The organism is Rhodovulum strictum (assembly GCF_009649175.1).
Taxonomy (GTDB): domain Bacteria; phylum Pseudomonadota; class Alphaproteobacteria; order Rhodobacterales; family Rhodobacteraceae; genus Rhodovulum; species Rhodovulum strictum.
Window position 1 is genome coordinate 169,894 of the sequence record NZ_WJPO01000001.1, and the last position, 24,976, is coordinate 194,869.

Annotated in this window: 19 protein-coding genes and 1 riboswitch; of the genes, 4 read left to right on the forward strand and 15 right to left on the reverse strand. The window is 68.9% G+C overall.

Annotation, left to right across the window (positions count from 1 at the left end; translation table 11 throughout):
* Positions 1–133: 133 nt before the first annotated feature.
* A riboswitch (cobalamin riboswitch) is annotated at positions 134–339 on the reverse strand.
* Between the two features lie 63 nt (positions 340–402).
* The 8 genes from GH815_RS00850 to GH815_RS00885 form a co-directional block, all read right to left on the reverse strand.
* Entirely contained in the window at positions 403–1,128 is a 726-nt protein-coding gene (locus tag GH815_RS00850) for a hypothetical protein (protein WP_153746839.1), read from the reverse strand.
* A gap of 1 nt (position 1,129) precedes the next feature.
* Positions 1,130–1,456 (reverse strand): hypothetical protein, encoded by a 327-nt coding sequence (locus GH815_RS00855; RefSeq protein WP_153746840.1) that lies wholly within the window; start codon positions 1,454–1,456, stop codon positions 1,130–1,132.
* Positions 1,457–1,666: 210 nt separating this feature from the next.
* Positions 1,667–2,587 carry a dynamin family protein gene (locus GH815_RS00860; protein WP_153746841.1) on the reverse strand — a complete coding sequence of 307 codons (921 nt, stop codon included), beginning with the start codon at positions 2,585–2,587 and terminating at the stop codon, positions 1,667–1,669.
* Positions 2,588–2,611: 24 nt separating this feature from the next.
* Positions 2,612–4,684, reverse strand: a complete 2,073-nt coding sequence (locus tag GH815_RS00865) for a dynamin family protein (protein WP_170290267.1) — start codon at positions 4,682–4,684, stop codon at positions 2,612–2,614.
* A 154-nt stretch (positions 4,685–4,838) separates the two neighbouring features.
* The gene (locus GH815_RS00870) at positions 4,839–5,960 is read right to left on the reverse strand and encodes a hypothetical protein (RefSeq protein ID WP_153746843.1); all 1,122 of its coding nucleotides are present in this window, start codon (positions 5,958–5,960) and stop codon (positions 4,839–4,841) included.
* Entirely contained in the window at positions 5,957–6,913 is a 957-nt protein-coding gene (locus GH815_RS00875) for a PP2C family protein-serine/threonine phosphatase (protein WP_153746844.1), read from the reverse strand. Before GH815_RS00875 ends, GH815_RS00870 begins: the two co-directional genes overlap by 4 nt.
* On the reverse strand, positions 6,897–7,967 hold the full coding sequence (locus GH815_RS00880; protein WP_246176238.1) for an FHA domain-containing protein: 1,071 nt from the start codon (positions 7,965–7,967) through the stop codon (positions 6,897–6,899). Before GH815_RS00880 ends, GH815_RS00875 begins: the two co-directional genes overlap by 17 nt.
* Before the next feature lie 47 nt (positions 7,968–8,014).
* On the reverse strand, positions 8,015–9,295 hold the full coding sequence (locus GH815_RS00885) for a serine/threonine-protein kinase (RefSeq protein WP_153746845.1): 1,281 nt from the start codon (positions 9,293–9,295) through the stop codon (positions 8,015–8,017).
* 324 nt (positions 9,296–9,619) lie between these two features.
* Here GH815_RS00885 and GH815_RS00890 point away from each other — a divergent pair, with 324 nt between their 5' ends.
* The 3 genes from GH815_RS00890 to chrA all read left to right on the forward strand — a co-directional run bounded on the left by GH815_RS00890 (position 9,620) and on the right by chrA (position 13,215).
* Complete coding sequence (locus tag GH815_RS00890; RefSeq protein WP_246176240.1) at positions 9,620–10,369, forward strand: endonuclease/exonuclease/phosphatase family protein; 750 nt, start codon at positions 9,620–9,622, stop codon at positions 10,367–10,369.
* A 57-nt stretch (positions 10,370–10,426) separates the two neighbouring features.
* A complete protein-coding gene (gene cls, locus GH815_RS00895; RefSeq protein ID WP_153746846.1) occupies positions 10,427–11,848 on the forward strand; it encodes a cardiolipin synthase in 1,422 nt (473 codons plus the stop codon).
* Positions 11,849–12,015: 167 nt separating this feature from the next.
* Positions 12,016–13,215, forward strand: a complete 1,200-nt coding sequence (gene chrA, locus GH815_RS00900) for a chromate efflux transporter (RefSeq protein ID WP_153746847.1) — start codon at positions 12,016–12,018, stop codon at positions 13,213–13,215.
* Positions 13,216–13,236: 21 nt separating this feature from the next.
* Here chrA and GH815_RS00905 read toward each other — a convergent pair whose 3' ends face one another.
* Positions 13,237–15,012: an SLC13 family permease gene (locus GH815_RS00905; RefSeq protein ID WP_153746848.1), complete on the reverse strand. Its 1,776-nt coding sequence runs from the start codon at positions 15,010–15,012 to the stop codon at positions 13,237–13,239.
* A 131-nt stretch (positions 15,013–15,143) separates the two neighbouring features.
* On the opposite strand from GH815_RS00905, the gene murJ reads away from it, so the two are divergent.
* Positions 15,144–16,658: a murein biosynthesis integral membrane protein MurJ gene (gene murJ / locus GH815_RS00910; RefSeq protein ID WP_153746849.1), complete on the forward strand. Its 1,515-nt coding sequence runs from the start codon at positions 15,144–15,146 to the stop codon at positions 16,656–16,658.
* Positions 16,659–16,665: 7 nt separating this feature from the next.
* On the opposite strand, the gene metH is transcribed toward murJ, so the two are convergent.
* The 6 genes from metH to GH815_RS00940 form a co-directional block, all read right to left on the reverse strand.
* Entirely contained in the window at positions 16,666–20,439 is a 3,774-nt protein-coding gene (metH, locus tag GH815_RS00915) for a methionine synthase (RefSeq protein WP_211365026.1), read from the reverse strand.
* An 84-nt stretch (positions 20,440–20,523) separates the two neighbouring features.
* Entirely contained in the window at positions 20,524–21,882 is a 1,359-nt protein-coding gene (locus GH815_RS00920; protein ID WP_153746851.1) for a TRAP transporter large permease, read from the reverse strand.
* Positions 21,875–22,393, reverse strand: coding sequence for a TRAP transporter small permease (locus tag GH815_RS00925; protein WP_153746852.1), 519 nt, complete (start codon positions 22,391–22,393; stop codon positions 21,875–21,877). The genes GH815_RS00920 and GH815_RS00925 overlap by 8 nt, the downstream gene beginning before the upstream one ends.
* Positions 22,393–23,433, reverse strand: a complete 1,041-nt coding sequence (locus tag GH815_RS00930; RefSeq protein ID WP_153746853.1) for a TRAP transporter substrate-binding protein — start codon at positions 23,431–23,433, stop codon at positions 22,393–22,395. The genes GH815_RS00925 and GH815_RS00930 overlap by 1 nt, the downstream gene beginning before the upstream one ends.
* 189 nt (positions 23,434–23,622) lie before the next feature.
* A complete protein-coding gene (locus GH815_RS00935) occupies positions 23,623–23,829 on the reverse strand; it encodes a cold-shock protein (RefSeq protein WP_132693150.1) in 207 nt (68 codons plus the stop codon).
* A gap of 251 nt (positions 23,830–24,080) precedes the next feature.
* Positions 24,081–24,911, reverse strand: coding sequence for a universal stress protein (locus GH815_RS00940; RefSeq protein WP_170290268.1), 831 nt, complete (start codon positions 24,909–24,911; stop codon positions 24,081–24,083).
* Between the last annotated feature and the right edge of the window lie 65 nt (positions 24,912–24,976).

The following is a 24,976-nucleotide window of genomic DNA, read 5'->3' on the forward strand; positions in this document are numbered from 1 at the left end:
GTCCGTTGCGTGGCTGCCGGTGTGTCCGGCTGGCCTGTTCTGACTGCAAGTCCTTGGAAAGGTGTGGCTTTCCGCAGACGGTGAGGCATCACCACCGCGGAAGGACCGCTGCCCGCGCCGCACCCCGCGACGGGACCGGGTGATCGTCCTGGCAGGTCTCCTGGCTTGCGGGTCGTCGCTTGGCTGGCCTTCCCGGGCGCTGGCCCAGTGGCATACTCAGCCGCGCTCGCCGCTTACAGTTGCGGGGGCAGCCACGGAATTGGCCCGGGGGCCGCACCGTGTTCCCTTTTCATCACCCGGCCCCGGGGGAACGGATGAACCAAGACGGCTCGGGGGTAGTTCTGTCGGCGGGGGCTGTCAAGCGTTTGTGACCCGGTCCTTGCCCGGGCGCGTGGCGCCCGGTCAGCGGCAGAGCGCGATCAGATCCGCGCGGGCCTCGGCCGGGGCAAGGATCAGCGCCGCCTCGCCGCGGAAGGCGACCCGGGCAAGAATGGCGCCCCCCTGTCCGGTCCCGGACAGGAACAGGCAGGAGGGGGCATCGCCATCCCCGCCGACGACCCCGGCCAGACCGGCCGCACCGGTCGCGGCAAAGCGTTCCAGCCGGGCAAGGGCCGGGGCGTCGCCGCTGCGCGCAACGATCTCGTCACCGGCCAGCCGCAGCCCGGCCAGCGCAAGGTCCAGCGCCGCGGCGACCGGATCGCCTTGCGGTCCCTGTCCGGGTCCGGCGAGCGCCGCGCCCAGCGCCTCGACCGAGCAGCCGATCGTCGTGGCGTCGATCCGGTCATGCGGGCGCCCGGCGTCGATGCTGATCTCGCGGGCACGGTCGAGAAATCTGCGGAACGGCCCCTGGAAGGCCGCTACGATCTGCGCGGCGGCATCGTCGCCGCTGGCAGGGCCGGGGTCGTCCACCCCGGGGCCGCCCAGCGCCAGCAACCGGCGGCCTGCCACGAGCAGCACGAAGCGGTCGCCGGTCTCGTTGGTCAGGACCATCTCGCGGGGCAGGATGGTCTCCTCGATCTCGGTCAGCAGGACGGACACGATCCCGTCCGTCGCATCGGTCACGATCTGACCCGCATCGCTGCCCTTGAGCTTGGCAAGCTTGTTGTTGAGCCTGTCCAGACCGCTCACCTTATTGCCCTCGCGGGGATGCGGCGACGGGGTGGGCGGCGTCTTCGGTCAGGATCGCGTCGATCCCGCCTCGAAGCACGTCCAGCGCCGCGTCCGGATCGGCGCTTGCCTCAAGCACACCGCACAGGGCCTCGTCGGGGGCGTCGGGGCTGCGCAGGAAAACCTCGATCCGGCCGCCCTGTACCGCGACCGCCTCGAAGACCGGCGCCGCCAGCGCCGCCTCGGCAGCCGCCGGGATCGGCCCGGTCAGCAGCCGCGCACCGCGCAGGCACACGGCGTCAAGGGCTTCCTGCGGCGGCACAGGAAGGTCGGAATCACTGCACAGCACGAGCCGGGATTTCAGGTCGACAAAGACAAGCGACCGGCATCCGGGGGTCGATCGGCGCAGGGACTTTATGCGCTCGGCGGGAACCATCGCGCGCACTCTAGTCGATATTTCCAAAGCTTCCACAGCCAAAACGCGTTCCCTGCCGACTGGGCCTTCGAAAACAATTCCTTGCCGCGTTTGCGGCCGAATGCGCCGGGGCGCGGCGCGCCGTCAGCGCAGGCCGAGGCCCCAGGTCCGGCCGGCGGGCGGCCGGGCCTCGCGGCCGGGCGCGCGGTCAAGGGTCACACGCCGCGGCAGCACAGCCGCCCCGGTGCCCGTCTCGTCGGGTTGTGCCGTGCAGGGGGCAGGGGGCGGTGCCAGCGCGGCGGGGGCAAGCGGCGGCAGGGCTTCGGGGGCGGGCCCGCCGCGCAGGCCGTCCAGAAGCGCAAGGAACCGCTCGCAGAACGCCTCGGCGCCGCTGGCGGCCCAAAGCGCGCGGTCGGTCCTGCCCTCGACCGCTTGGGTCAGCGAGATCGGGAAACTCGCGGCGAACAGCCCCTCGGTTTCGCGCCGGACACGTTTCAGCACGCGCGCGCGGTCATCCTCGGTCAGAAGCTTGTCGCAACGGGTCAGCAACAGGAGGCTGGTGGCGCCAAGCCTGCCCGACAGGTCTTCCCAGACGGCGGCCTCGGTCTGGCGCCAGGCCTGGGTGGCATGGGTGCACCAGATCACGCCATCGGCCTGTCCGATCACGCCTTCCCAGACGGCCGCGTCCATGTTCGGGTCGGAAATGCCTGGCATGTCGATCAGGTCGCAGAGCCGCAGCAGGTCGGCCTCGACGAAAAGCTGGACCAGCCGGGTTTCGGCGGGCGAGACATCGGACAGCGCCGCGATGTCCAGCGGATGGATGCGCCCGTCGTGATCCTCGCGCCATGCCTTGTCGGTGCCGTAGGACAGCCGCACCGGCGGCAACTGGGTCGCGGTCACCTTGACCGGCAGCGGGCTCTGGCCGATCAACAGGTTCGAAAGCGTGCTCTTGCCCGCGCTGAACTCTCCCATCAGGGCGATGCAGGGCTTCCTGGCCGCAGGTGGTGCAGCGGCCAGCGCCGCGCCGTCAGGGGCGAAATCGCCGGGAAGGGGGGGCTTGGTCATGTCTTTCCGCCTCGGGCTTTGGGCTCAGGCCGCTTCCTGGCGCATCGTTGCAACCGTGTTCTCGATCGCGAGCAATCGCTCCGCGCGCTCCTGATAGCCGAGTGCCGCGCCCAGATCCCGGGCAGTCGGTGCCGCCTTTTCGGCCAGCGCCGTCACGATCTCGCGCTGTTCCTCAAGGAAACCGGCAAGCGTGCGCATCAGGTCGGTGCGGATCGCCTCGGCATGGTCGTGACCCAGTTCGTCCAGGATCGGAGAGGTTTCCTCCCGGATCATCTTGTTGAACTCGGCCGCGAAGCTGCGATAGCCCTTGCGGCGCAGCCACCAGCGGCGCCACCAGGTCCCCTTGACGTCCAGCGCGATGGTCTGGGCGATGGCGACCGGCGGATTCAGCCGGGGCGGTTCGGGCGGTTCGATGGCCAGCGCCTCGGTTAGCCCGAAGGCGGCGCGGTAGGTCGCGGCGACCTCGGCGGCGGCGGTTTCAAGGATCGCCCTGGCGTCGTCCTGGATACGTTTGCCAAAGACCTGACAGGCCGAGCGCAGCAACAGCCGCAGCCCCGTCGGTTCATAGGACCAGACCGTGCCCTCGCCATGGCGTTCGAGATGCTCGATCAGCGCGGCCGTGGCGCGGTCGAGGAAATTGTTGTGCGACCGCTCCAGCCGAATGTAGAACTCGGCGCGCTGGGCGGCAAAGGCGGTTTCGAGCAGGGCGGTCGCGCGCCGTTCGATCTGGTCGAGGTCGCGCGAGATTGCGGCACAATCAAGCGTCACCGCCTGGCCGCCCGCCACCGCAAGCCCGATGGACCGCTGCGCCGCGGTGACACCCCGGGCAAGGTTGCCGACGCTGCGGGCGATCCTGTCGATCGCCTCGCCACCGACACCCTCGGCGACGCGCTCGCCCAACGCGCGGTACAGTGCCGGGATGCCCGACAGCGTCCAGATGCCATCCATCGCGGCCTGCGGGGCGTCGCCCGTGGCGCCTTCGGCACGCGCATAGGCCAGAAGCGCCTGGCGGCTCGCCTCGCTCATCTGCGACAGCGTGCCCTCCAGCGCGTGCTGGCCCCAGACCGCGCTGCCGAACAGGATCGGCGCGTCGGCCGGTCCCTCGTGCTTCTTCAGCGTGTCACGGATCGACTCGCGGATCTCGGCGATCTGGGATGCGGGATCGGGCAGTTCGTCGATGCGATTGACGAAGATCACCACCTCGCGCGCCTTGACCGCCGAGATCAGCCGGATCAGCGCCATGTCGACGCTGGACAGCGCCTGATGCGCCGACAGCACCAGCACGCACAGCCGGCTGTCGCGGATCGCGCCGATGGTGATCTGTTCGCGCATCAGGAAGGTGTCGTTGACGCCGGGCGTGTCGCGCAGGCACAGTTTGAACGGCACATTGGCATGGGTAACGTGCAGGTCGGCCGCCTTGGTGATGTCGGCAAAGCGGCCACGCATGTCGAACGGCTCGCCCTCGTCCTCCTCGAAATCGTCGCCAAGGCAGACATAGCGTTCCACCAGTTCCTCGTCGAAGGTGCCGTAGCGGTGTTCCTGGCCCAGCAACAGTTCGAACCGGCGGCCCAGACGGCCCTTGGATTTCTCGCGCATCCGCTCGACCTGGCGGCGGACCTTCTCCAGTTCTTCCTCGGCACCGGCGCGGCTGGCCATTTCGCCCATGCGCCCGCCCTTCTCGATCAGGCGGTCCCATTCCTGCGGGTCGAAGAAGCGGAAATTGGCCCCCGCGGCGGCGGTCGACCAGGCGGGCGACAGGTGGATCGAGGTGACGACCGAGGTCCAGGGGTTCACATCCGAGGGCAACAGCCCCGGCCAGCCCGCCATCGCGTTGATCAGCGAGGTCTTGCCCGCCTTGACCTGTCCGATGAAGGTTATCGAGGGCTCGACCATGTCGAGCTGCGCGGCCAGCCGCGCTGCGCCCCGGACGACGGTCGCATCGCCGATCTCGGCCAGGTCGGCCAGCGCCCGGCGCATCTGGTCCAGCCGCTCCATGAACCCGGCGAAACCGTCCATTCCCAGCGCCAGCAGCCCCGGATTGGCGGTCCGGGGGCGGGCCGCCGTCAATGCGATTCCTGCGCGTTCGTCCAGCGTCACCTTGCGACACCCCTCTTGACTTTGCGGAACCCGGGCAGGCCCGCCCGGATCCGGCCGCGCCAGGGCTGGTTGTCGCGGCCGTCGAAACAGTTTTTCCTGCGAAGATGTTCTGAGAGTGGCGATCCCATGGCGTTCCCGCGGCGGTGCATGCGATTCAGGCGGCCAGCCGCGCCTCGAAGCCGCGGCGCAACTGCAACAGAAGCGTGACGGCATCGGCGGCGGCGGTCTCGTCCTGTTCCAGCGTCAGCAGCAGAAGCATCTCGTTCGCTTCCAGAACATCCTCGGCCAGATCCCCGGCAAGCCCGGCCTCCTCGACGATATCGCCCAGCGCCCCGGCGGTGCGGGCGCAAAGCGCCAGAAGCGCCCGGATCCCGGCCGGGTCGTCGCCGTCGATCGCATCGGGGAAATCCGCGCAATGCGCGTCCAGCAGGTGGATCGCCCGTTCGGAAACCACGGCCTCGGGGTCCGGCAGCGCCGGGTTGCCCTGCGTTTCAGTAACCGCGTCGGCCAGCGACGGGCAGACGGGGGACGCATCGACGGTCGGTGCCTCCATCGACAGCGACCGCAGCGCCGGGTGCCCATGACGGCGGATGAACAGATCCGCGGCGTCCTGGTCGGCACCGCGCCCCTGCTCGATCATGCGCGTCAGCGCCTCGAACAGCGCGGTCGCGCCGCTGCGCGCATGCAGCGCCGCGTCGGCGATCCCGGTGCCCGCCATGGCGGCGGCGGCCTGCGCGGTCGCAATCGGCAAGAGGCTGTGGAACTCGGTCTCGACCACCTCGCGCAGATCGTCGAGCCGCTCGTCCAGCACGCCGTGGCGCATCAACTCATCGGCCTTGGTCAGCACCAGAAAGGCGTGATCCTTCAGATTGTCGGGCACCCGCGCCCAGACCTGCGCTTCGGCATGGCCAAAGCCCTGCGTGCACCACAGGATGATGTCGGGCGAGGTCTGCTCGATCGCGCCCGCGCTGGGCGTTCCGCTGCCCGGGGCCGGCAGTCCCAGTTCGATCACCACGAGGTTGCGAAACAGCACCGAAGGCGTTTCCGCGGGCTCGCCCCCCGGTCCAGGCGCCATCGCGGGGTCGGTCCGGCCGCACAGCAGCCGCGCCAGTTCCGACTTGCCGCTGCCTGCGGGGCCGGTCACGACCAGCCGCAGCGGTGCGCGCAGCCGCGCCAGCAGCCGTTGACCGTAGTCGCGCGCCTTTCCGGGCAGATGATCCGCCGCCACCGCCTGTTCAAGCCGCGACAGCACATCGCGGTCGAGCATCGCATTCATTGCGCCCGCCTCCCGAAACTGAGAAGGAACCGTGCGGCCAGCGGCAGCGACCAGACCCGCCCTGCGCCGCGCCGCTGCGCCGCCGCGGGTTCGGGCCGCTTGACCGACCGTTCGGCCGGATTGGGCAGGACCGGGCGGCAGGGCCTGATATCGGGTTGCCAGCCATGGGCGACGACCCGGATCACCGTGAAGCAGACATTGTCCTGCTCGGGATCGGCCAGCGTTTCCAGTTCCGAGAACAGCACATTGGCGATCTCGGCGCTGGTGCGGCGGCGATGCTCGGCCAGGATGGCGCGCAGCCGGTTGCGGTCGATCGAGTCGAGCCCGTCGCTGGCGGCCACGATGATGTCGCCCGCGGCCAGGTCGATCGGCCGGTCGGGGCAGTCGATCTGGTGGATCTCGGCCCCGGTCAAGGCCGAGGTCAGGCAGTTGCGGTCGGGATGGCTGCGCGCCTCGTCCGCGCTGAGCATGCCCAACCGCACCATGCTGTCGATCTGCGGCGCCAGCGAATGATCCTCGTTGATCTGGTGCAACTGGCCGTCGCGGAACAGGAACAGCGGCGAATCCCCGACCGAGACCCAGAACAGCCGGTCCCGCGCGACCGCAAGCGCGATCAGCGTCGTGCCCATGCCGCCGGTCTCGGCATGGCCGCGCACATGCTCGGCGATGGATTCATTCGCCTCGCGCATGGCGGCGCGCAGGATGCCCGGCGCATAGCGGATGAAGCGGTCGGGATCGTCGCAGCGCAGCTTCAACTCGCTGAAGACCTCGGTCACCGCGATGCGGCTGGCCACGTCGCCCGCCGCATGCCCGCCCATGCCGTCGCCCAGCACCGCAAGGCCGATCTCGTCGCCGATGGTGAAATCGGCGATGATCGCGTCTTCCTGATGTTCGCGCCGTCCCTGGCCGATGCCGGTGGCTGCGTCGAGTCGCAGTTCAACCGCCGTTTGCATCGGGCCGATCCGTCGACCAGGTGAACCCGGGACCGCAGAAGGCGACGAAGCGCAGCGTGGTCTCGCCGATGCGGATCGCGTCGCGGTCGGACATCTCCTCGGTGCTGAGCAGCGGCTGGCCGTTCAGGCGCACGATGTTCACCTTGCCGCCCGAGCCGAGAAAGAACTTGCCCTGTTCGTCATCGAAGGCCAGCAGCGCATGGCCCGAGCGCGAGATCGAGGTGTCGCCGAAATCCAGCGCAACCGTCTGATCCGCACCGCGCCCGATCTGCGAGACGCCGTTGAACAGCGCGAAATGAGCGCCGCGGCCGGGGCCGTCGATGACCACCAGCCAGCCGACGGGAAAGCCGGGCATGGTTGCGGCCGACGGGGACGGGGCCGCGTCCCGGGCAAAGGGGTCCACCGCCGGATCCTCGACCTGGCCGAAGCCCAGAAGCCGCGTGCGCGCGCGCCCCGTTCCGGGGCCTGCGCGGCCCGCAGCGGGTGGCGGGGCCTCGAAGGCAGGGGGCGTTTCCTGCCGTTGGGCCTGCGCCGGGGGCATCGCGATGCGCTGCTGCGGCGCGTCCTCGAACGGCTCGGGCGCGTCGGCCAGGGTGCGGGTGGGCGCGGGATCGGCGGGGGCGGTCTGCGGCCATGGCTGCCGCCTTGCCACTCCATCGGCGGCCGGGGCGCTGCCCTCGCCCGGAAACAGGACCGTCCGCGTGGTGCCCGGCGCCGCATGCGCGGGTGCGGCCGATGCTGTCCCCTCGGCCACGCGCCGGGCAAGGGCCATGGCCTCGTCCCCGGCCGGAAAATCCGCGATCTCGTCGAAATCGTCATCGTCAAGGTCGACCTGCGGATCGAAGTCAAGCTCGCTCAGCCGGTCGCGAAAGGCTTCGGCCTCCCGCGCTGTCGGGTGGATCGCCCGTGTCATGGCCCGGGATGCCGGGCGCGGGTCCGGATCGACCTCCAGCGGCTCGGGGGCGCTGCGGCGAAGCGGCGGAAAAGGCTCGACATAATCGTTGAAGTCGTCGGCGCCCGGTTTGTCGCCGCCTCTGCGTTTGAGGAATTTCATGCCTCTGCCTTCCGTGCTTGTCCTTGCTGCGGTCTTGGCCGGTCCGGTTACGGCCGTGCGGTCAGTCTGCGGGCGAGCCCGAGCAGCGCCCCGATCCCGCCGAGCCGGGCACCGCGCGCGCGGCGCGGCGCCTCGCGCGGCGAGACGGCTTCGGCCTCGGCGATGCCGGGATCGGCGCCGGTCGCGTCCTCGTCCTCGTCGTCGTCATAAAGCGATTGCCAGGTAAAGGCGGGCTTGCGCTCGGGCGGTTTCGGCGGCTCGGGGATGCGCGACCTTTCCGTGTGCTCGGTTCGCATCCGGGCCTCCATCACCGCGCGGTTGGTCTCCTCGACCAGCCGCGAGATCGAGACCATCACCTCCTCGTCCATCGGCAGGATGCGCCCTTCGGCCGCCTGCCGCGGGCCTGTCTCGATCATCGCCAGCCATTCATGCGCCGATTGCGGCCGCTCTTTCGGCACGACATTCATTGCCGTGTCGATAGCGCCCAGAAAGTCCGGCGCATAGCCCGGCACCCGGCCCCTCAGCGGGTGGTAGGGGTCGGGCTCGTTCGCGGCCAGCGCGGCCATGCGCTGCTGGCTGTCGGGCGGCGCCACCCCGGCGATCAGGTGGTAGAAGGTGGCCGCCAGCGCATAGAGATCACTGGGCGGACCCTGCCGGATGCCTGCAACGTAGAATTCCTGCGGCGAGTAGCCGTCCTTGACCACCTGAAGACGCGACAGAACCCGGCTGCTGCGCGTGGCCCGTTCCCGTGCCGCGCCGAAATCTATCAGGACCGGGTTGCCGCTCAGGTCGATCAGGATGTTGTCGGGCGAGATGTCGCGGTGCAGAAGGCTCTGGTCATGGACGAAGGCAACGGCGTCCAGCACCTTGATCAGGATATCGCGGATCGTGTCGGGCGAGGGTGTCTCGCGCGGATCCTCGATGATCTCCAGCAGGCTTTTGCCCTTGATGTAGTCAAGCGCCATATAGGCGGTGGTGTTGTCCGAGAATACCTGATGGACGCCGACGATCCCCGGATGGTTCAGCCGTGCCAGCCGCCGCGCCTCGTCGATGAAATGCTGGACGATCGAGTGGAATTCCTGGCTGCAACTGCGCGAGCGTGCATGCACGTCCTGCCCCGTGCGCATGCACAGCGCCTCGGGAAAGCATTCCTTGATGACCACGATACGATCGAGGCTGTCGCGCGCCAGATAGGTCAGGCCGAACCCGCCGGAGTTCAGGAACCGCTCGATCCGGTACTGGCCGTGCAGAAGCTCGGTGCCGGGCTGCAATTCCTCTGCCGGGACGTCCGGGGGCAGGGGAAACCTGATGTCTGGCACTGCGTTCATCTGGCGATCTGGCTTCGCGATTCGGGGTCCAACGGGGCGGCAGGCACCCTGCCTTTACGGGTGTGCTCGGAGTGTTCCCGATAAGCTGGACCAAAACATGGCTCCGGCCCCGGCAATTGCGGCGAAAACCCGGCAAACGCGCGGAGCTTTCGCAGCGTCCGCGGTGCCAAAGCCCCGCAAGTCGCCGGACGGGTGCGCATTTCGCGACGATGGGCGCGGTTTGGGGCGGGGAACCGGGCGATCCGCCCAATTCCGGCGTCGCAACGCGGCCGACCCTGTGCGCGGTGGTTGTTTTCCGGCCCCCTCGGTCTTACCTTCCGGCGCATGACGCCCGCCCCCCGCCTGCCAATGCCGCCCCGGACCGACGCGCAGGCGCTGCCGCTGCGCGTGGCCAGCTACAACATCCGCAAGGCCGTCGGGCTTGACTGGAAGCGCGATGCGCCGCGGGTGATTGACGTGATCAACGAGATCGGCGCCGACGCGGTCGTGCTGCAAGAGGCCGACAAGCGCCTCGGCGACCGGCCCGCGGCGCTGCCGCGCGCGCTGATCGAGCGCGAGACCGATCTGGTCGTCGTCGATCTGGCCGCGAACGATGTCAGCCTTGGCTGGCATGGCAACGCGGTGCTGGTGCGCCGCGGCACCACAATCATGGCCTCCGAGCGGATCACCCTGCCGGGGCTGGAGCCGCGCGGCGCGGTCATGGTGCGGATCGGCTGCAATGACGGGCGGGCGATCACGCTGGTCGGCGTGCATCTGGCGCTGCTCAGGCGCTGGCGGCGGCGCCAGCTCGAAACCATCGGCGCGCGGTTTTGCGAGGATGAAAGCGCGCGCACCGTGATCCTGGGCGATTTCAACGAATGGTCCGAGGATCGCGGCTTCGAGCCGCTGGCGGGCCGCTTCCGGGTCGTCGCACCCGGCAAGACCTATCACGCCAGCCGCCCGCGTGCCGGGCTTGACCGGATCGCGCATGGGCGCGGGCTGACGCTGGCTGCGGCGGGGGTCCATGAAAGCCCGCGCGCGCGGGTCAGTTCCGATCACCTGCCGATCTGGGCCGACATGGCGGCGGCTGGCTGAGCCCCCCGCGACCACCCTGCGCTTGCCTTCCGCGCCGGGCAGGGACAGCATCATCCCATGCTGGAGGTTCTCATCCCCGTCCTTGTGCTGACGCTCGAGGCCGCGGCGATCTGGGCGGCCTTTCGGGCGATCCGGATCTCGCGCACACCGCAGGGTGCGGTGGGCTGGGTGGTTTTCCTGATCGCTGCCCCCTATCTGGCGCTGCCCATCTTCCTTTTTCTCGGCCATTGGCGGCTGCCGGGCTACGTGACCGCGCGGCGATCCTCGCAAACCTCGATCGCGGCGCTGCCCGATTTCGACCCGGCCAGCCGCGCCGACGCCTCGGCCCTGCCCGAGGGGCTGCGCCGCCCGCTGGCGGGCTTCGAGGCGATCGCGGGGCTGCATGCGGTTTCGGGCAACGGGGTGCGGCTGCTGGTCGACGGGCCTGCGACCTATGCGGCGATCTTCGCGGCCATCGACCGGGCCGAACGCTTCGTGCTGGTGCAGACCTATATCCTGCGCGACGACGACCTGGGCCGCGACTTGCAGCGCCGGCTGATCGCGCGGGCGCAGGCGGGCTGCAAGGTGCGGCTGCTTTACGATGCGCTGGGCAGCCACCGCCTGCCCGCAGCCTATGGCGCCGCGCTGCGCGAGGCCGGTGTGGTCGTGGCCGATTTCCACTCGCTGCGCCGTCCGCACAGCCGGTTCCAGGTGAATTTCCGCAACCACCGCAAGATCGTCGTGGTGGACGGGCGCGAGGGCTTTCTGGGCGGGCACAATGTCGGGGACGAATATGTGGGGCGGGACGCGCGCATCGGGCGCTGGCGCGATACCCATCTGGCGCTGTCGGGGCCTGCCGTCGCCCAGTTGCAACTGATCTTCGCCGAGGACTGGTTCTGGGCCACCGAGGAACGTCTGGATCTCGACTGGCAGCCCCCCGCGGCGGCGCAGGATCTGGACGTTCTGGTGGTCGCACCCGGTCCCGCCGATCGGCTGGAGACCGGAAGCCTGTATTTCTGCAACGCGATCCATGCCGCGCAGCACCGCATCTGGATCGCCTCGCCCTATTTCGTGCCCGATACCGACATCCTGTCCGCGCTGTCGCTGGCCGCGCTGCGCGGGGTGGATGTGCGCATCCTCGTCGCGGCCCGGCGCGATCACTGGCTGGTCTGGCTGGCTGCCTTCGCCTATTTCGACGAGATGCTGGATGCCGGGGTGGGCATTTTCCGCTACACCGACGGTTTCATGCACCAGAAGGTTCTGGTGGTGGACGAGGCGATGGCCTCGGTCGGCACGGTCAATCTCGACAACCGGTCCTGCCGACTGAATTTCGAGGTGACGGCGCTGGTCTTCGACCGCGATTTCGCGCGCACCGTCGCCGACATGCTGAGCGCCGATTTCGCCCGCAGCCAACCCCACACAACCCGGCTGGATGACGCGCCGAACCTGTTGCGCCGCAGCGGCGCGCGGGTGGCGCGGCTGTTCGCGCCGATCCTCTGAGCGCACCGCCGCGCCCCTGCCTTGCCGCGCCCCTGCGCGGGGCCTAGGATCGCTGCCATGGGGGGCTGGCCGGTCGCCTGATCGGTGGCGCGGTGATCCGGCGGCCGTCGCGCACCGGAAACCGGCTGCCAGCGGGCGCGGCGGCTGCAAGCGGAGGGACCGGGGCGATGCCGGACAGGGCAGGGGGCAAGGCAGGAGCGGGCGAGGTCTTTGCCGTATTCCTGAAACTCGGGCTGACCTCTTTCGGCGGGCCCATCGCGCATCTGGGTTACTTCCGCGACGAACTGGTGACGCGGCGGCGCTGGCTGTCCGATGCCGCCTATGCCGATCTTGTCGCGCTGTGCCAGTTCCTGCCCGGCCCGGCCTCGTCGCAGGCGGGCTTTGCGCTGGGGCTGATGCGGGCGGGATGGCGCGGGGCGCTGGCGGCCTTTGCCGCCTTCACGCTGCCTTCGGCGCTGATCCTTCTGGTCTTTGCGATGACCGCCGCCGCGATAGCGGGACCGGTCGGGACCGGTGCGCTGGCCGGGCTCAAGATCGTTGCCGTGGCCATCGTGGCACAGGCTGTCTGGGGCATGGCGCGCACGCTCTGCCCCGACCGCGCGCGCGCGGCCATTGCCCTGGGGGCGGTCGTTCTGCTGGCCTTCGTGCCGGGCGCATGGGGCATGGTGGGGGCCATCGCGCTGGGCGCGCTGGCCGGGCTGGTGCTGGGGCCTGGTGCGGGCGGCGCGGTCGGCGGTCCGGTCGCGATGCCCGTCTCGCGCCGCGCGGCCCTTGCTGCGCTGGGCGCGTTCGTGGCGCTTCTGGTGCTGTTGCCGCTTGTGGCGGGATTTTCCCCGGTGCTGGCGCTTGTCGACAGCTTCTACCGCGCGGGCGCGCTGGTCTTCGGGGGCGGGCATGTGGTGTTGCCGCTGTTGCAGGCCGAACTGGTCGGTCCCGGCCATGTCTCGCAAGAGGCGTTCCTGGCGGGCTATGGCGCGGCGCAGGCGGTGCCCGGGCCGCTGTTCACATTCGCGGCCTACCTGGGCGCGGTGCAGGGGCAGGGGCCGGGCGGCGTCCTGGGCGCGGCGCTGGCGCTGGCCGCGATCTTCCTGCCGGGCTTTCTGATCCTGACCGGGGTTCTGCCCTTCTGGGACCGGTTCCGCGCCATGGCGCGGGCGCAATCGCTGATGCGCGGGGCGAATGCGGCGGTTGTCGGCATCCTGGGGGCGGCGCTTTATGCGCCGGTCTTCACCGGCGCCATCGGCGACATGCGGGATTTCGCGCTTGCGCTGGCCTGTTTCCTGGCGCTCATGCTGTGGCGGGCGCCGCCCTGGGCGGTGGTGATCCTGGCCGCATCGGGGGGCGCGGGGCTTGCCCTGATCGGCTAGGCGCGCGCGCGCCGCCGGGCGTCAGAACGGGAAGAACAGCGGGATGACCAGCACCGCGATCACGGCGAAGATCACGTTCAGCGGCAGACCGACCTTGATGAAATCGCTGAACTTGTAGCCGCCTGCGCCATAGACGAAGGTGTTGGTCTGATAGCCGATGGGCGTGGCGAAACTGGCCGAGGCGGCGAACATCACCGCCAGGATGAAGGGCCGCGGATCAAGCCCCAGCTCGACCGCGAGCGCGATTACGATGGGCCCGATCAGCACCGCCACGGCATTGTTCGACACCATTTCGGTCAGGGCACTTGTCAGCACATAGACCACGGCCAGGATCGCCAGCGGCCCGAGGCCGCCAACCGCCAAGACCGCATTCTCGACGATCACCCGTGCCGTGCCGGTCGTTTCCAGCCCCATCGACAACCCCAGCATGCCGAAGATCAGGAAAAGGATGCGCCAGTCGATGGCGTCGAACGCCTCTTCCGGGTCGACGCAGCGGGTCATCATCACGATCACCGCGCCGATCACCGCCAGCCCGGCAATATCCATCACGTTCAACGCCGCCAGTCCCATCACGCCCAGGATCGTGGCAATGGCGATCGGCGCCTTCGCGCGGCGCGTGGCGCGTTCGGACGGGGCCGAAAGGTTGATGATGCCGCCATCCTCCATCAGCCGCTGGATGCCTTCGGGCGGCCCTTCCAGCAGCAGCGTGTCGGCGAATTGCAGCCGCAACTCGGGCAGATCCTGCGAGATGTTCTGTTCGGCGCGATGCACCGCCATCAGGTAGACGCCGTATTTCCGGCGCAGCTTCAGATCCTTGATCGGCCGCCCGCGCAGATGCGATTTCGGCCCGACGCTGGCCTCCATGGTGATCGTCTGCTCGGCGGTCACCGGGGCAAGACCCTGATCGTCCATGTCGCGGAATTCGACCTGGCCGTTTTCCTTCAGTCCCAGGATCTCGCCCGTGCCGGTCTTGAGCACCACCCGGTCGCCCGGTTCCAGCGCCAGTTCATTCATCCTGCGCCGCATCGAGACCTCGCCGCGCACCACGTCCAGGATGCGCGTTTCGGCCGTGTTGAAGGGCAGATCCTTCAGCGTCTTGCCGACATATTTCGACCCCTGCGGGATCAGAAGGCGCGCCATGAACCGGCGCTTGCTTTCCTGGCCCAGAACGCTGGACAGCGACGCACGGTCCGGCAGCAGCCAGCGCCCGGCGATCACCATGTAAAGCATCCCGACCGAGGCAAAGATCAGCCCCGGCAGCGTCATCTCGAACATGGTGATCGGCGGCTGCCCGGCCTGTTCGGCCACCCCGCTCATCAGGATGTTGGTCGAGGTGCCGACCAGCGTCAGCGTGCCGCCGAAGATCGCCGCAAAGGACAGCGGGATCAGCAGCCGCGAGGGCGCCACCCCGACCGAGGCCGCCACCGAGATCATCACCGGCGTCAGCAGGATCACGACAGGTGTGTTGTTCATGAAAGCCGAGGCCGCCATCGCGCCGACCATCATCAACAACATCGCCCGCAACAGCGAACCGCGCGCCTGCCGCTTCAGGAACTCGCCCAGGATCGCCACGACGCCGGTGCGTTCGAGGGCGGCCGAGATGATGAACATCATCGCGATGGTGATCGGGGCCGAGGAACTGAACACCTTGAGAAAGTCGCGGGTCTCGAGGATCCCCGTTGCCAGAAGCGCCGCAGAAGCGCCCAGCGCCGTCACCTCGGGCGGGTAGAATTCCTTGATGAAGCTCAGGAACACCACGCCCAGCAGCACCAGGACAAATATCTGCTCAAGGCCCATGGGCGACTCACTCGTTGGCTGTGGCGATTCTGTGGCATGAACGATAAGACAGTTCGTCTTTACAATGGGGAACCGTTCCCGCCCGGCGGTTCGGGCATGGCGACCGGTTCCGCCCGGGAAATGAGCGCTGAATGCTGCGCAAGCTTGGAACCGTGTCCGGCCTGACATTGGCAAGCCGGATTCTCGGCTTTCTGCGCGATATCGTGCTGGCGGCGACGCTGGGCGCGGGGCCGGTGGCGGATGCCTTCATGCTGGCCTTCCGGCTGCCCAACCATTTCCGCGCGATCCTGGCCGAGGGTGCGTTCAACGCCGCCTTCCTGCCGACCTGGGCGGCGGTGGATGCGCGCGGGGGCGACAGTACACGGCTTGGCGCGCAGGTGCTGGGCTGGCTGATGCTGGCCAATCTGGCGCTGCTGGCGCTGGCGCTGGGGGCGACCGGGTGGGTTCTGGCGGTGCTGGCGCCGGGGCTGTCGCCGGGCGATCCCACCTGGCCGCTGACCGTCACGCTGACGCGGATCACCTTTCCCTATCTGTTGTGCATGTCGCTGGTGGCGTTCCTGTCGGCGCTGCTGAACGGGCGCGACCGCTTTGCCGCGGCGGCGGCGGCGCCGATCCTGCTGAACCTGTTCATGATCGGCGCGCTGCTGATCGCCGAGCGCTTTCCCAGCACCGCCCATGCCGCCGCCTGGGGGGTGATGGCCTCGGGCATCGCGCAGGTCGTCGCACTTGGCCTGGCGGCATGGCGGGCGGGCATCGCGCTGCCCCGGCCGCGGCTGGGCCTGTCCGGGGATACGCGGCTGTTCTTTCGCCGCCTGGGTCCAGCGATCCTGACCTCGGGCGCGTTGCAGGTGGCGATCCTTGCCGACACGATCATCGCCACCTTCCTGCCTGCGGGGTCGCTGTCGCATCTGTATTACGCCGATCGGCTTTACCAGTTGCCCGTGGGGCTGATCGGGGTGGCGCTGGGCACGGTCATCCTGCCCGATATCGGGCGGCGCGCAGGCACCGGGGACGAGACGGGGATGCGCCGGGTGCTGGACCGGGCGCTGGTGATCTGCCTTGCCGTCGGGCTGCCGGTCGCGGTTCTGATGGCCTTTACCGGCGATTGGGCGATGGAGATCCTGTTCGTGCGCGGGGCATTCGATCCGCAGGCCGCGCAGGCCTCCGCCGCGATCCTTGCCGCCTATGCCGTGGGCCTTGTTCCGGCGCTGGCGCTGCGCTCGCTGGTCGCGGGCTTTCACGGCCGGGGGGATACAAGAACGCCGCTCAGGCTGTTGGCGATTGCGACCACGCTCAACATCGCGCTCAAGATCGCGCTTGCGCCGTCGCTGGGTGCGGTCGGGCTGGCGCTGGCGACCTCGGCCGGGATCACGCTTTACGCGGCCTTGCTGTTCGTGACCGGGCGCAGGCGCGGCCATCTGACCGGACCGCCCCCTGCACAGGGCGCGATCCTGCTGGCCACGGCGGCGTTTGCGGCGCTGGGGGTGGTCGGCTTTCGCGACGCCATCCACCAGCCGCTGAGCGCTGCCTGGCCCGTCGCCGGACCGATCCTGGCCCTGTGCGCCGTTGCGGGTGCCGTGCTGGCGCTGCATGCCCTTGCAACGCTGGCCGCGCTGCGGCTGGCGCGGGGCCGGGGCGGCCGCTAGGGCGCGGCTACTCGGCCGCCTGCGCCGCGCCCGATCCCGGCCCCGGCCGGTAGTTCAGCACCGGGGCCAGCCAGCGTTCGGCCTCGGCCACGGAAATGCCCTTGCGGTCGGCATAATCAGCGACCTGATCGGCCTCGACCTTGCCGACGCCGAAATAGCGCGCCTCGGGATGTGCAATGAAAAGTCCCGAGACCGACGCGCCCGGCCACATCGCCATGCTGTCGGTCAGCCGGATGCCCACCGCGGCCTCGGCATCGAGCAGATCGAACAGCGTGCGTTTCTCGGTATGGTCGGGCTGGGCCGGATAGCCCGGGGCCGGGCGGATGCCCGCATAGGGCTCGGCGATCAGGTCTTCGGGCGCAAAGGCTTCGTCGGACGCATAGCCCCAGAATTCGCGCCGCACCCTTTCGTGCAACCGCTCGGCCAGCGCCTCGGCGAAGCGGTCGGCCAGCGCCTTGACCATGATCGCGCTGTAATCGTCATGCGCGGCCTCGAAGCGCTTCGCGATCGCGATTTCCTCGGCCCCTGCGGTCACGGCAAAGCCGCCGACATAGTCCGGCACAATGCCCTCGGGCGCCACGAAATCCGCAAGCGCAAGGTGCGGCACGCCCTCGCGTTTCGCGGTCTGCTGGCGCAGGCTGTGCAGGGTGGCCAGCACGGTCTTCCGGCTTTCATCCGCATAGACCCGGATATCGTCGCCCACCGCATTGGCAGGCCAGAGCCCCAGCACGGCGCGGGGCCGGAACCAGCCTTCGGCCACGATCTGCGCCAGCATCGCCTGCGCATCGTCGTAAAGCGCCCGCGCCGCGGCGCCCTTTTCAGGATCGTCCAGCAGCCGCGGGAAGACGCCGCGCAATTCCCAGCTATGGAAGAAGGGTGTCCAGTCGATATAGCGGGCAAGCTCTGCCAGATCCCAATCGTCCAGAACCTGCGTGCCCAGCATCGCAGGCCGCACCGGCGCATGGCCCGCCCAGTCCAGCCGCAGCGCATTGGCCCGCGCCGCCGCCAGCGGCACCCGCGCCTTGGCGGCTTCGCCGCGGGCATGCTTCTCGGCAATGTCGCGATATTCCTCGCGGATGCCTGCGACATAGCCCTCGCGCTGGCCCTCGGACAGCAGCGCCGACACCACGCCCACCGCGCGGCTGGCATCGGTGACATAGATCGCCTGCCCGCGCCGATAGGCGGGCGCGATCTTGACGGCCGTATGCACCCGGCTGGTCGTCGCCCCCCCGATCAGCAGCGGCACATCGAACCCTTCGCGCTCCATCTCGGCGGCGACATGCACCATCTCGTCCAGCGACGGAGTGATGAGCCCCGAAAGCCCGATCACATCCACCCCTTCCTCGCGCGCGACCTTCAGGATCTTCTCGGCGGGCACCATCACGCCCAGGTCGATGATCTCGTAATTGTTGCAGGCCAGAACGACGCCCACGATGTTCTTGCCGATATCGTGCACGTCGCCCTTGACGGTCGCCATCAGCACCTTGCCCGCGCTCTGCCGCGCGCCCGAGGCAGCCTTTTCCGCCTCCATATGCGGCAGCAGGACCGCGACCCCCTGTTTCATCACCCGGGCCGATTTCACCACCTGCGGCAGGAACATCTTGCCCGCGCCGAACAGGTCGCCGACCACGTTCATCCCTGCCATCAGCGGGCCTTCGATCACGTCCAGAGGCCGGGCCGCGGCCAGCCGCGCCTCCTCGGTATCGGCCTCGATGAACTCGGTGATGCCGTTGACCAGCGCATGTTCCAGCCGCTTCTCCACCGGCCAGTCGCGCCAGCCCAGATCCCGTTCCCGCGCCGCGCCGCCACCCTGGCCGCGGAACCGCTCGGCGATCTCCAAGAGCCGCTCGGTCGCGTCCTTGCGGCGGTTCAGCACCACATCTTCGCAGGCGTCGCGCAAGTCGGGGTCGATCGAGTCATAGACCGCCAGTTGCCCCGCGTTGACGATGCCCATGTCCATCCCCGCCGCGATGGCGTGATACAGGAACACCGCATGCATCGCCTCGCGCACGGGCTCGTTGCCGCGGAAGCTGAAGGACAGGTTCGACACGCCGCCCGAGACATGCACATGCGGGCAATCTGCGCGGATGCGGCGCGCGGCCTCGATGAAATCGACGCCGTAATTGTCATGCTCCTCGATGCCGGTGGCCACGGCAAAGATGTTCGGGTCAAAGATGATGTCCTCGGGCGGGAATTCCGCCACCTCGGTCAGCAGCCGATAGGCGCGGGCGCAGATTTCCACCTTGCGATTCTCGGTATCGGCCTGGCCCGCCTCGTCAAAGGCCATCACCACGACCGCCGCGCCATAGGCCCGGCAGAGCCGCGCCTGTTCCAGAAACGCCGCTTCCCCCTCCTTCAGCGAGATCGAGTTGACCACGGGCTTGCCCTGAACGCATTTCAGGCCGGCCTCGATCACCTCCCATTTGGAACTGTCGATCATCACCGGCACCCGCGCGATATCGGGCTCGGCGGCGACGAGGTTCAGGAAATCGACCATCGCGGCCTTCGAGTCGATCAGCCCCTCGTCCATGTTCACGTCGATGATCTGGGCGCCGTTCTCGACCTGATCGCGCGCAACCTCCAGCGCGGTGGCATAATCCCTTTCCTTGATGAGCTTGCGGAACCGTGCCGAGCCGGTGACGTTCGTCCGCTCGCCCACGTTCACGAAGGGAATGTCGGGGGTCAGTGTGAAGGGTTCCAGCCCCGACAGCCGCATCCGCGGCGCGACCTGCGGCACGGCGCGCGGCGCGTGGCCCTGCATCGCCTCGGCAATCGCGGCGATATGGTCATAGGTCGATCCGCAGCAGCCGCCCACCACGTTGACCAGCCCCTCGCGCGCGAAACCCGCCACCAGCGCCGCCATCTCGTCGGGCGTCTGGTCGTATTCGCCCATCTCGTTGGGCAGCCCGGCATTGGGATAGGCGCAGATCAGCGTATCGGCCACGCCCGCCAGTTCCGCCAGATGCGGGCGCATCGCATCCGCCCCCAGCGCGCAGTTCAGCCCCACGCTCAGCGGCCTTGCATGGCGCACCGAATGCCAGAAGGCGGTGGGCGTCTGCCCCGACAGCGTGCGCCCCGACAGATCCGTGATCGTGCCGGAAATCATCACCGGCAGCCGTTCCCCGCGCGCGGCAAAGACCTCCTCGCAGGCGAAGATCGCGGCCTTGGCGTTCAGCGTGTCGAAGATCGTCTCGATCAGGATCAGATCGACGCCGCCTGCGATCAGCCCGCGGATCTGCTCGCCATAGGCCACCCGCAGATCGTCGAATGTGACGGCGCGATAGCCCGGATCGTTCACATCCGGGCTGATCGAGGCCGTGCGATTCGTCGGCCCCAGCGCACCGGCGACAAAGCGGCGCCGTCCGTCCTCGGCCGCGGCCCGGTCCATCGCGGCCCGCGCCAGCCGCGCGCCGGCCTCGTTCAGGGCAAAGACCCGATCCTCCAGCCCGTAATCGGCCTGCGCGATGGTGGTCGAGGAAAAGGTGTTGGTCTCGACGATATCCGCGCCCGCCTTTGCATAGCGGTAATGGATCTCCTCGATCACGTCGGGGCGGGTCAGGTTCAGAAGGTCGTTATTGCCCTTCTGCGGCTTGTCGCTGTGGACATGACAGGCGCAGCCCCCGCCGCAGCCGGTGAAATCGCCCTCGCTCAGGCCAAGCTTCTGGATCTGCGTGCCCATCGCCCCGTCAAGGATAAGGATGCGCTCGCGCGCGGCGGCGCGGATCGCGTCGAAGACGGGCGACAGGGCAGGGCGGGCGGGGGGTTGGGCGTGCTGCGTCATGTCCGGCATCTAGAGCCTTGGACGAAACGAGTCCAATTCATCCTTGTCACGATGATTATGAATCCTGCGCATGTTCACGCGCGGCTATCCGCCCAGCATCCGCGGTAGCCACAGCACCAGCGCCGGGAAGGCCAGCAACAGCCCGACCCGCAGCAGTTCCGACAGGAAGAACGGCGTCACCCCCTTGAAGGTGTCGATCATCGGCGTGCCCCGCGCCATGGCCGAGATCACGAAGACATTCATACCCACCGGCGGCGTGATGAGGCCCAGTTCCACCACGACCAGAGCAAGGATGCCGAACCAGATCTTCAGATCCTCGGTGCTCATCCCGAAGCCCGCCCCTTCGGCGCCCTGCCACGGCCCGCCATTGATCTCGACCAGCACCGGCCAGAAGAACGGGATGACCAGCAGGATCATCGACAGGCTGTCCATCAGGCAGCCCAGCAGGATCAGCGCCAGCAGCACCAGGACCAGCACGGCCATCGGCTCCATCCCGGCGGCCAGGATCCACTCGGCCGCGGCCTGCGGCAGGCCCGCGCGCGACAGGAAGATCTTCATCAGTTCCGCCCCCAGCAGGATCAGATAGATCATGCCGGTGATCGAGGCGGTCTCCAGCAGGGCGGCGCGCATCTCGCCCAGACGCAGCCGTCCCCTGAGCGTGCCGTAAAGCCAGACCAGCGCCACCCCCACCGCGGCCCCCGGCGTGGGATTGTAGAACCCCGCATAGATCCCCCCCAGCACCAGCGCAAAAATCCCAAGGACCGGCAGCACGCCCAGCGTGGCCGCGCGGAACTCAGCCCGATCCGCCGCCCCCGCCGCAGGCCCCGCGCCGGGCCGGATCGCGACATAGGCGGCGATGGTCAGCAGGAACAGCACCACCGCCAGCGCCGCAGGCAGCATCGCGGCCAGGAACATCGTGACGATATTCGCCTCGACCAGGATCGCATAAAGGATCAGCACCACCGAAGGCGGGATCAGGATGCCCAGCACCCCCCCCGCCGCCAGCGTGCCGGTGGCCAGCGCGCCGGAATAGCCGTGGCGTTTCAGTTCGGGCAGGGCGACCTTGCCCATGGTGGAGGCGGTCGCCAGTGACGAACCGCAGACCGCCCCGAAGCCCGCACAGGCCGCAACCGCCGCCATCGCCGTGCCGCCCCGCATCCAGCCAAGCCAGGCATTGCCCGCCCGGAACAGCGCCGCCGACAGCCCCGCGCGCGCCGCGAACGCGCCCATCAGCACGAACATCGGCACCACCGACAGATCGTAGATCGAGAACTGCCCCCATGCCAGCGTCTTGAGCTGGTTCAGCATCAAGGCCGGGCCGTTCAGCGCCACGATCCCGATGCCGCCCACCAGGATCATCGCATAGGCAATGGGCATCCGGGCCGCGATCAGCACGACCAGCGCGGCAAGCCCCGTCAGCCCCAGCGACAGTGCGTCAGCCATCAGCGCCCCGGCGCGCGGCGCGTGCATCCTCTAAAAGCGTCACAAGGCTTGCCAGCGCCAGCAGCCCCAGCGAGACCAGCACCGGCACGAAGGCGATCCAGACCGGGAATTGCAGGATCGTGGTGGTGTAGCCATAGGCGCGCTGGTCGGCCATGCCCTGCGACATCCGCCACAGCAACAGCGCGGCAAAGACCAGCGCCACGGCCGAGGCCACCAGCCCCAGCCGCGCCACCCAACGCGGCGGGGCGCGCATGGTGAAGATGTCGGCGCTGACATTGGCGCGGGTCAACTGGCACCAAGGCAGGAAGGCAAAGACCGCCATGGCAACGCCCACCTGCGTCATCTCGAAATCGCCGGGAAAGGGCGCCCAGAAGATGCCGCCGATCACCGAGACCACATTCATCGCGATCACCGCGACCAGCACCAGCCCGCCCAGCAGCGCCCAGCCCGTGACCAGCGCCGCGACCAGCGCGGCCAAGCCCCGCCGCCCGGCCAGCGCGCCGTCGGTCATCAGCGGGCCCCGTGTTTCGCGATGAGGTCCCGCGCCCGTTCGACCAGTGTCGCCCCGTCGATCCCCCTGGCCGCAACATCGGCGATCCAGCGATCCACCACCGGCTCCAGCGCCGCGCGGAAGGCGGCGGTTTCCTCGTCGCCCAAGGTGACATGCGTCCTGCCCGCAGCCTCGGCCATGGCGATGCCCGCATCCTCGGTGCCGCGCCAGATGCGCCCCAGTTCGGCCAGCCATTCCGGCCCCGAGGCATCGCGAAACGCCTGCTGGATCTCGGGCGGCAGGCTGTTCCAGCGCGCCTTGTTCATCGACATCTGGAAGGACAGCGTGCCCAGCCTCGTGCGGTCGGCCAGTTCGACATATTGCCCGGCCTGCTCCTGCAATTTCAGCGCGGGCACGATCTCGAACGGGATCAGCGCGCCTTCGACAACGCCCTTCGACATCGCCTGCGGCAGGTCGGGCACCGGCATCGCCACCGGCACCGCGCCCAGCGCCTCCAGCACCCAGGCGCCGGTGCGGGTGGGAATGCGCATCTTGCGGCCCGCGAAATCGGCCGGGCTGCGGATCCCGGCATCGCGCATCACGATCGCATGACCCGCATGGACATGCAGGAACATGACCTCGACCCCGGGGAAATCGGGTTTCAGATCGGTCTCGAACATCTCGTGCAGCGCAAGGTTCGCCGCGCCCGGATCGTTGAGATAGACGAAGGGCAATTCGATGACCTCGGTCCGCGGGAACAGCCCCGGCGTATAGCCGTTCGCGGTCCAGACCAGATCCACCACCCCGTCGCGCACCTGGTTGATCAGTTCGGGCGGCCGCCCACCCAGCGTCATCGCCGGGTAGATCTCGATCCTGACCCGGCCGCCGGACCTCTCCTCGACCGCGCGCGCCCAGGGTTCCAGCGTCTCGGTCTGTGTGGGCGAATTGGCGCCAAGGAAATGGTGCAGCTTGAAGGTATAGTCCTGCGCCCAGGCGGCCCCGGATGCCCAAAGCAAGCCGGTACTCGCGGCAAGAGCGGCGGCCAGATGTCTGATTTTCATGGATTCCCCCTGTCCGAAGTACGGTCCTGCGCGGGTCAGGCCGTCCGCGCGCGGTCCCCTCGGGCGTTCCCTGTCACCCCGCATTCGCCTACACCGAGTCCGGTTTCCGGTCAACGCGGGCTGCGCGCGCCATGCGAAAAGGGCGCCCGTAATGGGCGCCCTTTTGCTGAATTCTCAATGCGTTGGCGATCAGGCCAGCGAGATGTTCGTCGCGCTTTCGCGGCCGTCACGGCCGGATTCGATGTCGAACGTCACTTTCTGGTTGTCAGCCAGCGTACGCAGGCCGGCACGCTCCAAGGCGGTGATGTGGACGAACACGTCCTTCTTGCCGCCATCGGGGGCGATGAAGCCGTAGCCTTTGGTTTCGTTGAACCATTTCACGGTGCCAGTGGCCATCCGTCGTCTCCTTCAGTCAAACCGCTCGCACCATTGCAGCGGGTCGGCGCAGTCAGTGGTCGATCGAGAAACTGCAGCCAGTGAAGGTAGACAGTGGTCGAAAGTCGTAACGTCGCCGGCGCTTTATCGCCTGTCTCCCGCAGATTTGCAAGGGGATTCGCCACCGTGCGACGCAGATCGGACCGGGCGTGGCGCTTGCGGGCCTCGGGCGGCGGGATGTTGCCGATCACGCCATGCGGCAATGCCCATGCTCAGCGCGCGATCAGCAGGTCGCAGGGCGGGTCGCGCATCATGTCGTTGGCAAGACTTCCCAGGATCGAGGGGGCCGCACCCGCCCGGCCATGGGCCCCCAGCGCGATCAGATCGGGATCGAGGGCGGCGATCCGCTCGGCCAGCACCCGGTGGGCGGGGCCTTCGACGATCTCGACGCTGCGCAGGTTCGCGGGCAGGGCGTGTCTGTCGCGCCAACCCGCCAGCCGCGCCTCGGCATCGGCGCGCAGGGGCGAGGGCGTGCCTGGTGCAGGCTCGGGCGCCAGGAAGCCGCGATAGGGGACATGCAGCGCGTGCAGGCCGTGAATATCGGCCTCGGGGGCCAACTGCGCCGCAAGCGCCAGCGCCGCGTCCGAGGCGGGCGCGAAATCCAGCGCGGCCAGCACCGTTGCATAGGCATGATCGACCGGATCGCGCACCAGGAGCACGGGGCGGGGCGAATGGCGCACGATCCGTTCCATTGTGGTTTCGCGCAGCATGTCGAGAAAGGCGCGCGGCCGGTGCAGCCCCAGGATCACCAGCGCCGCGTCAAGCTCGGCCGCCAGCGCCGGGATCGCTTCGGTCGGATCGCCAAGGACGACGCGGGTGTCGTGGGTCACCTCGCCCGAATGGGGGATCGAGGCGGCGAACTGGGCCAGCCGCAACTCGGCCGCGGAACTCATCTGGCCCGCGATCTCGGCGGGCAGATCGGCGTCGATCACCGAGACCAGCACCAGATCGGCCCCGACCCAGCCCGCCAGCCGGAACGCCCGCTGCACCGCGCGGTCGGCGCGGGGGCTGAGATCGGTGGCGACAAGAAAGGTCTGCGGCATGGGGATCCCCGGTCTGGCACGGGTCAAGGATCGGGCGGCGCGGCCCTCACTGTCAAGGACACCCG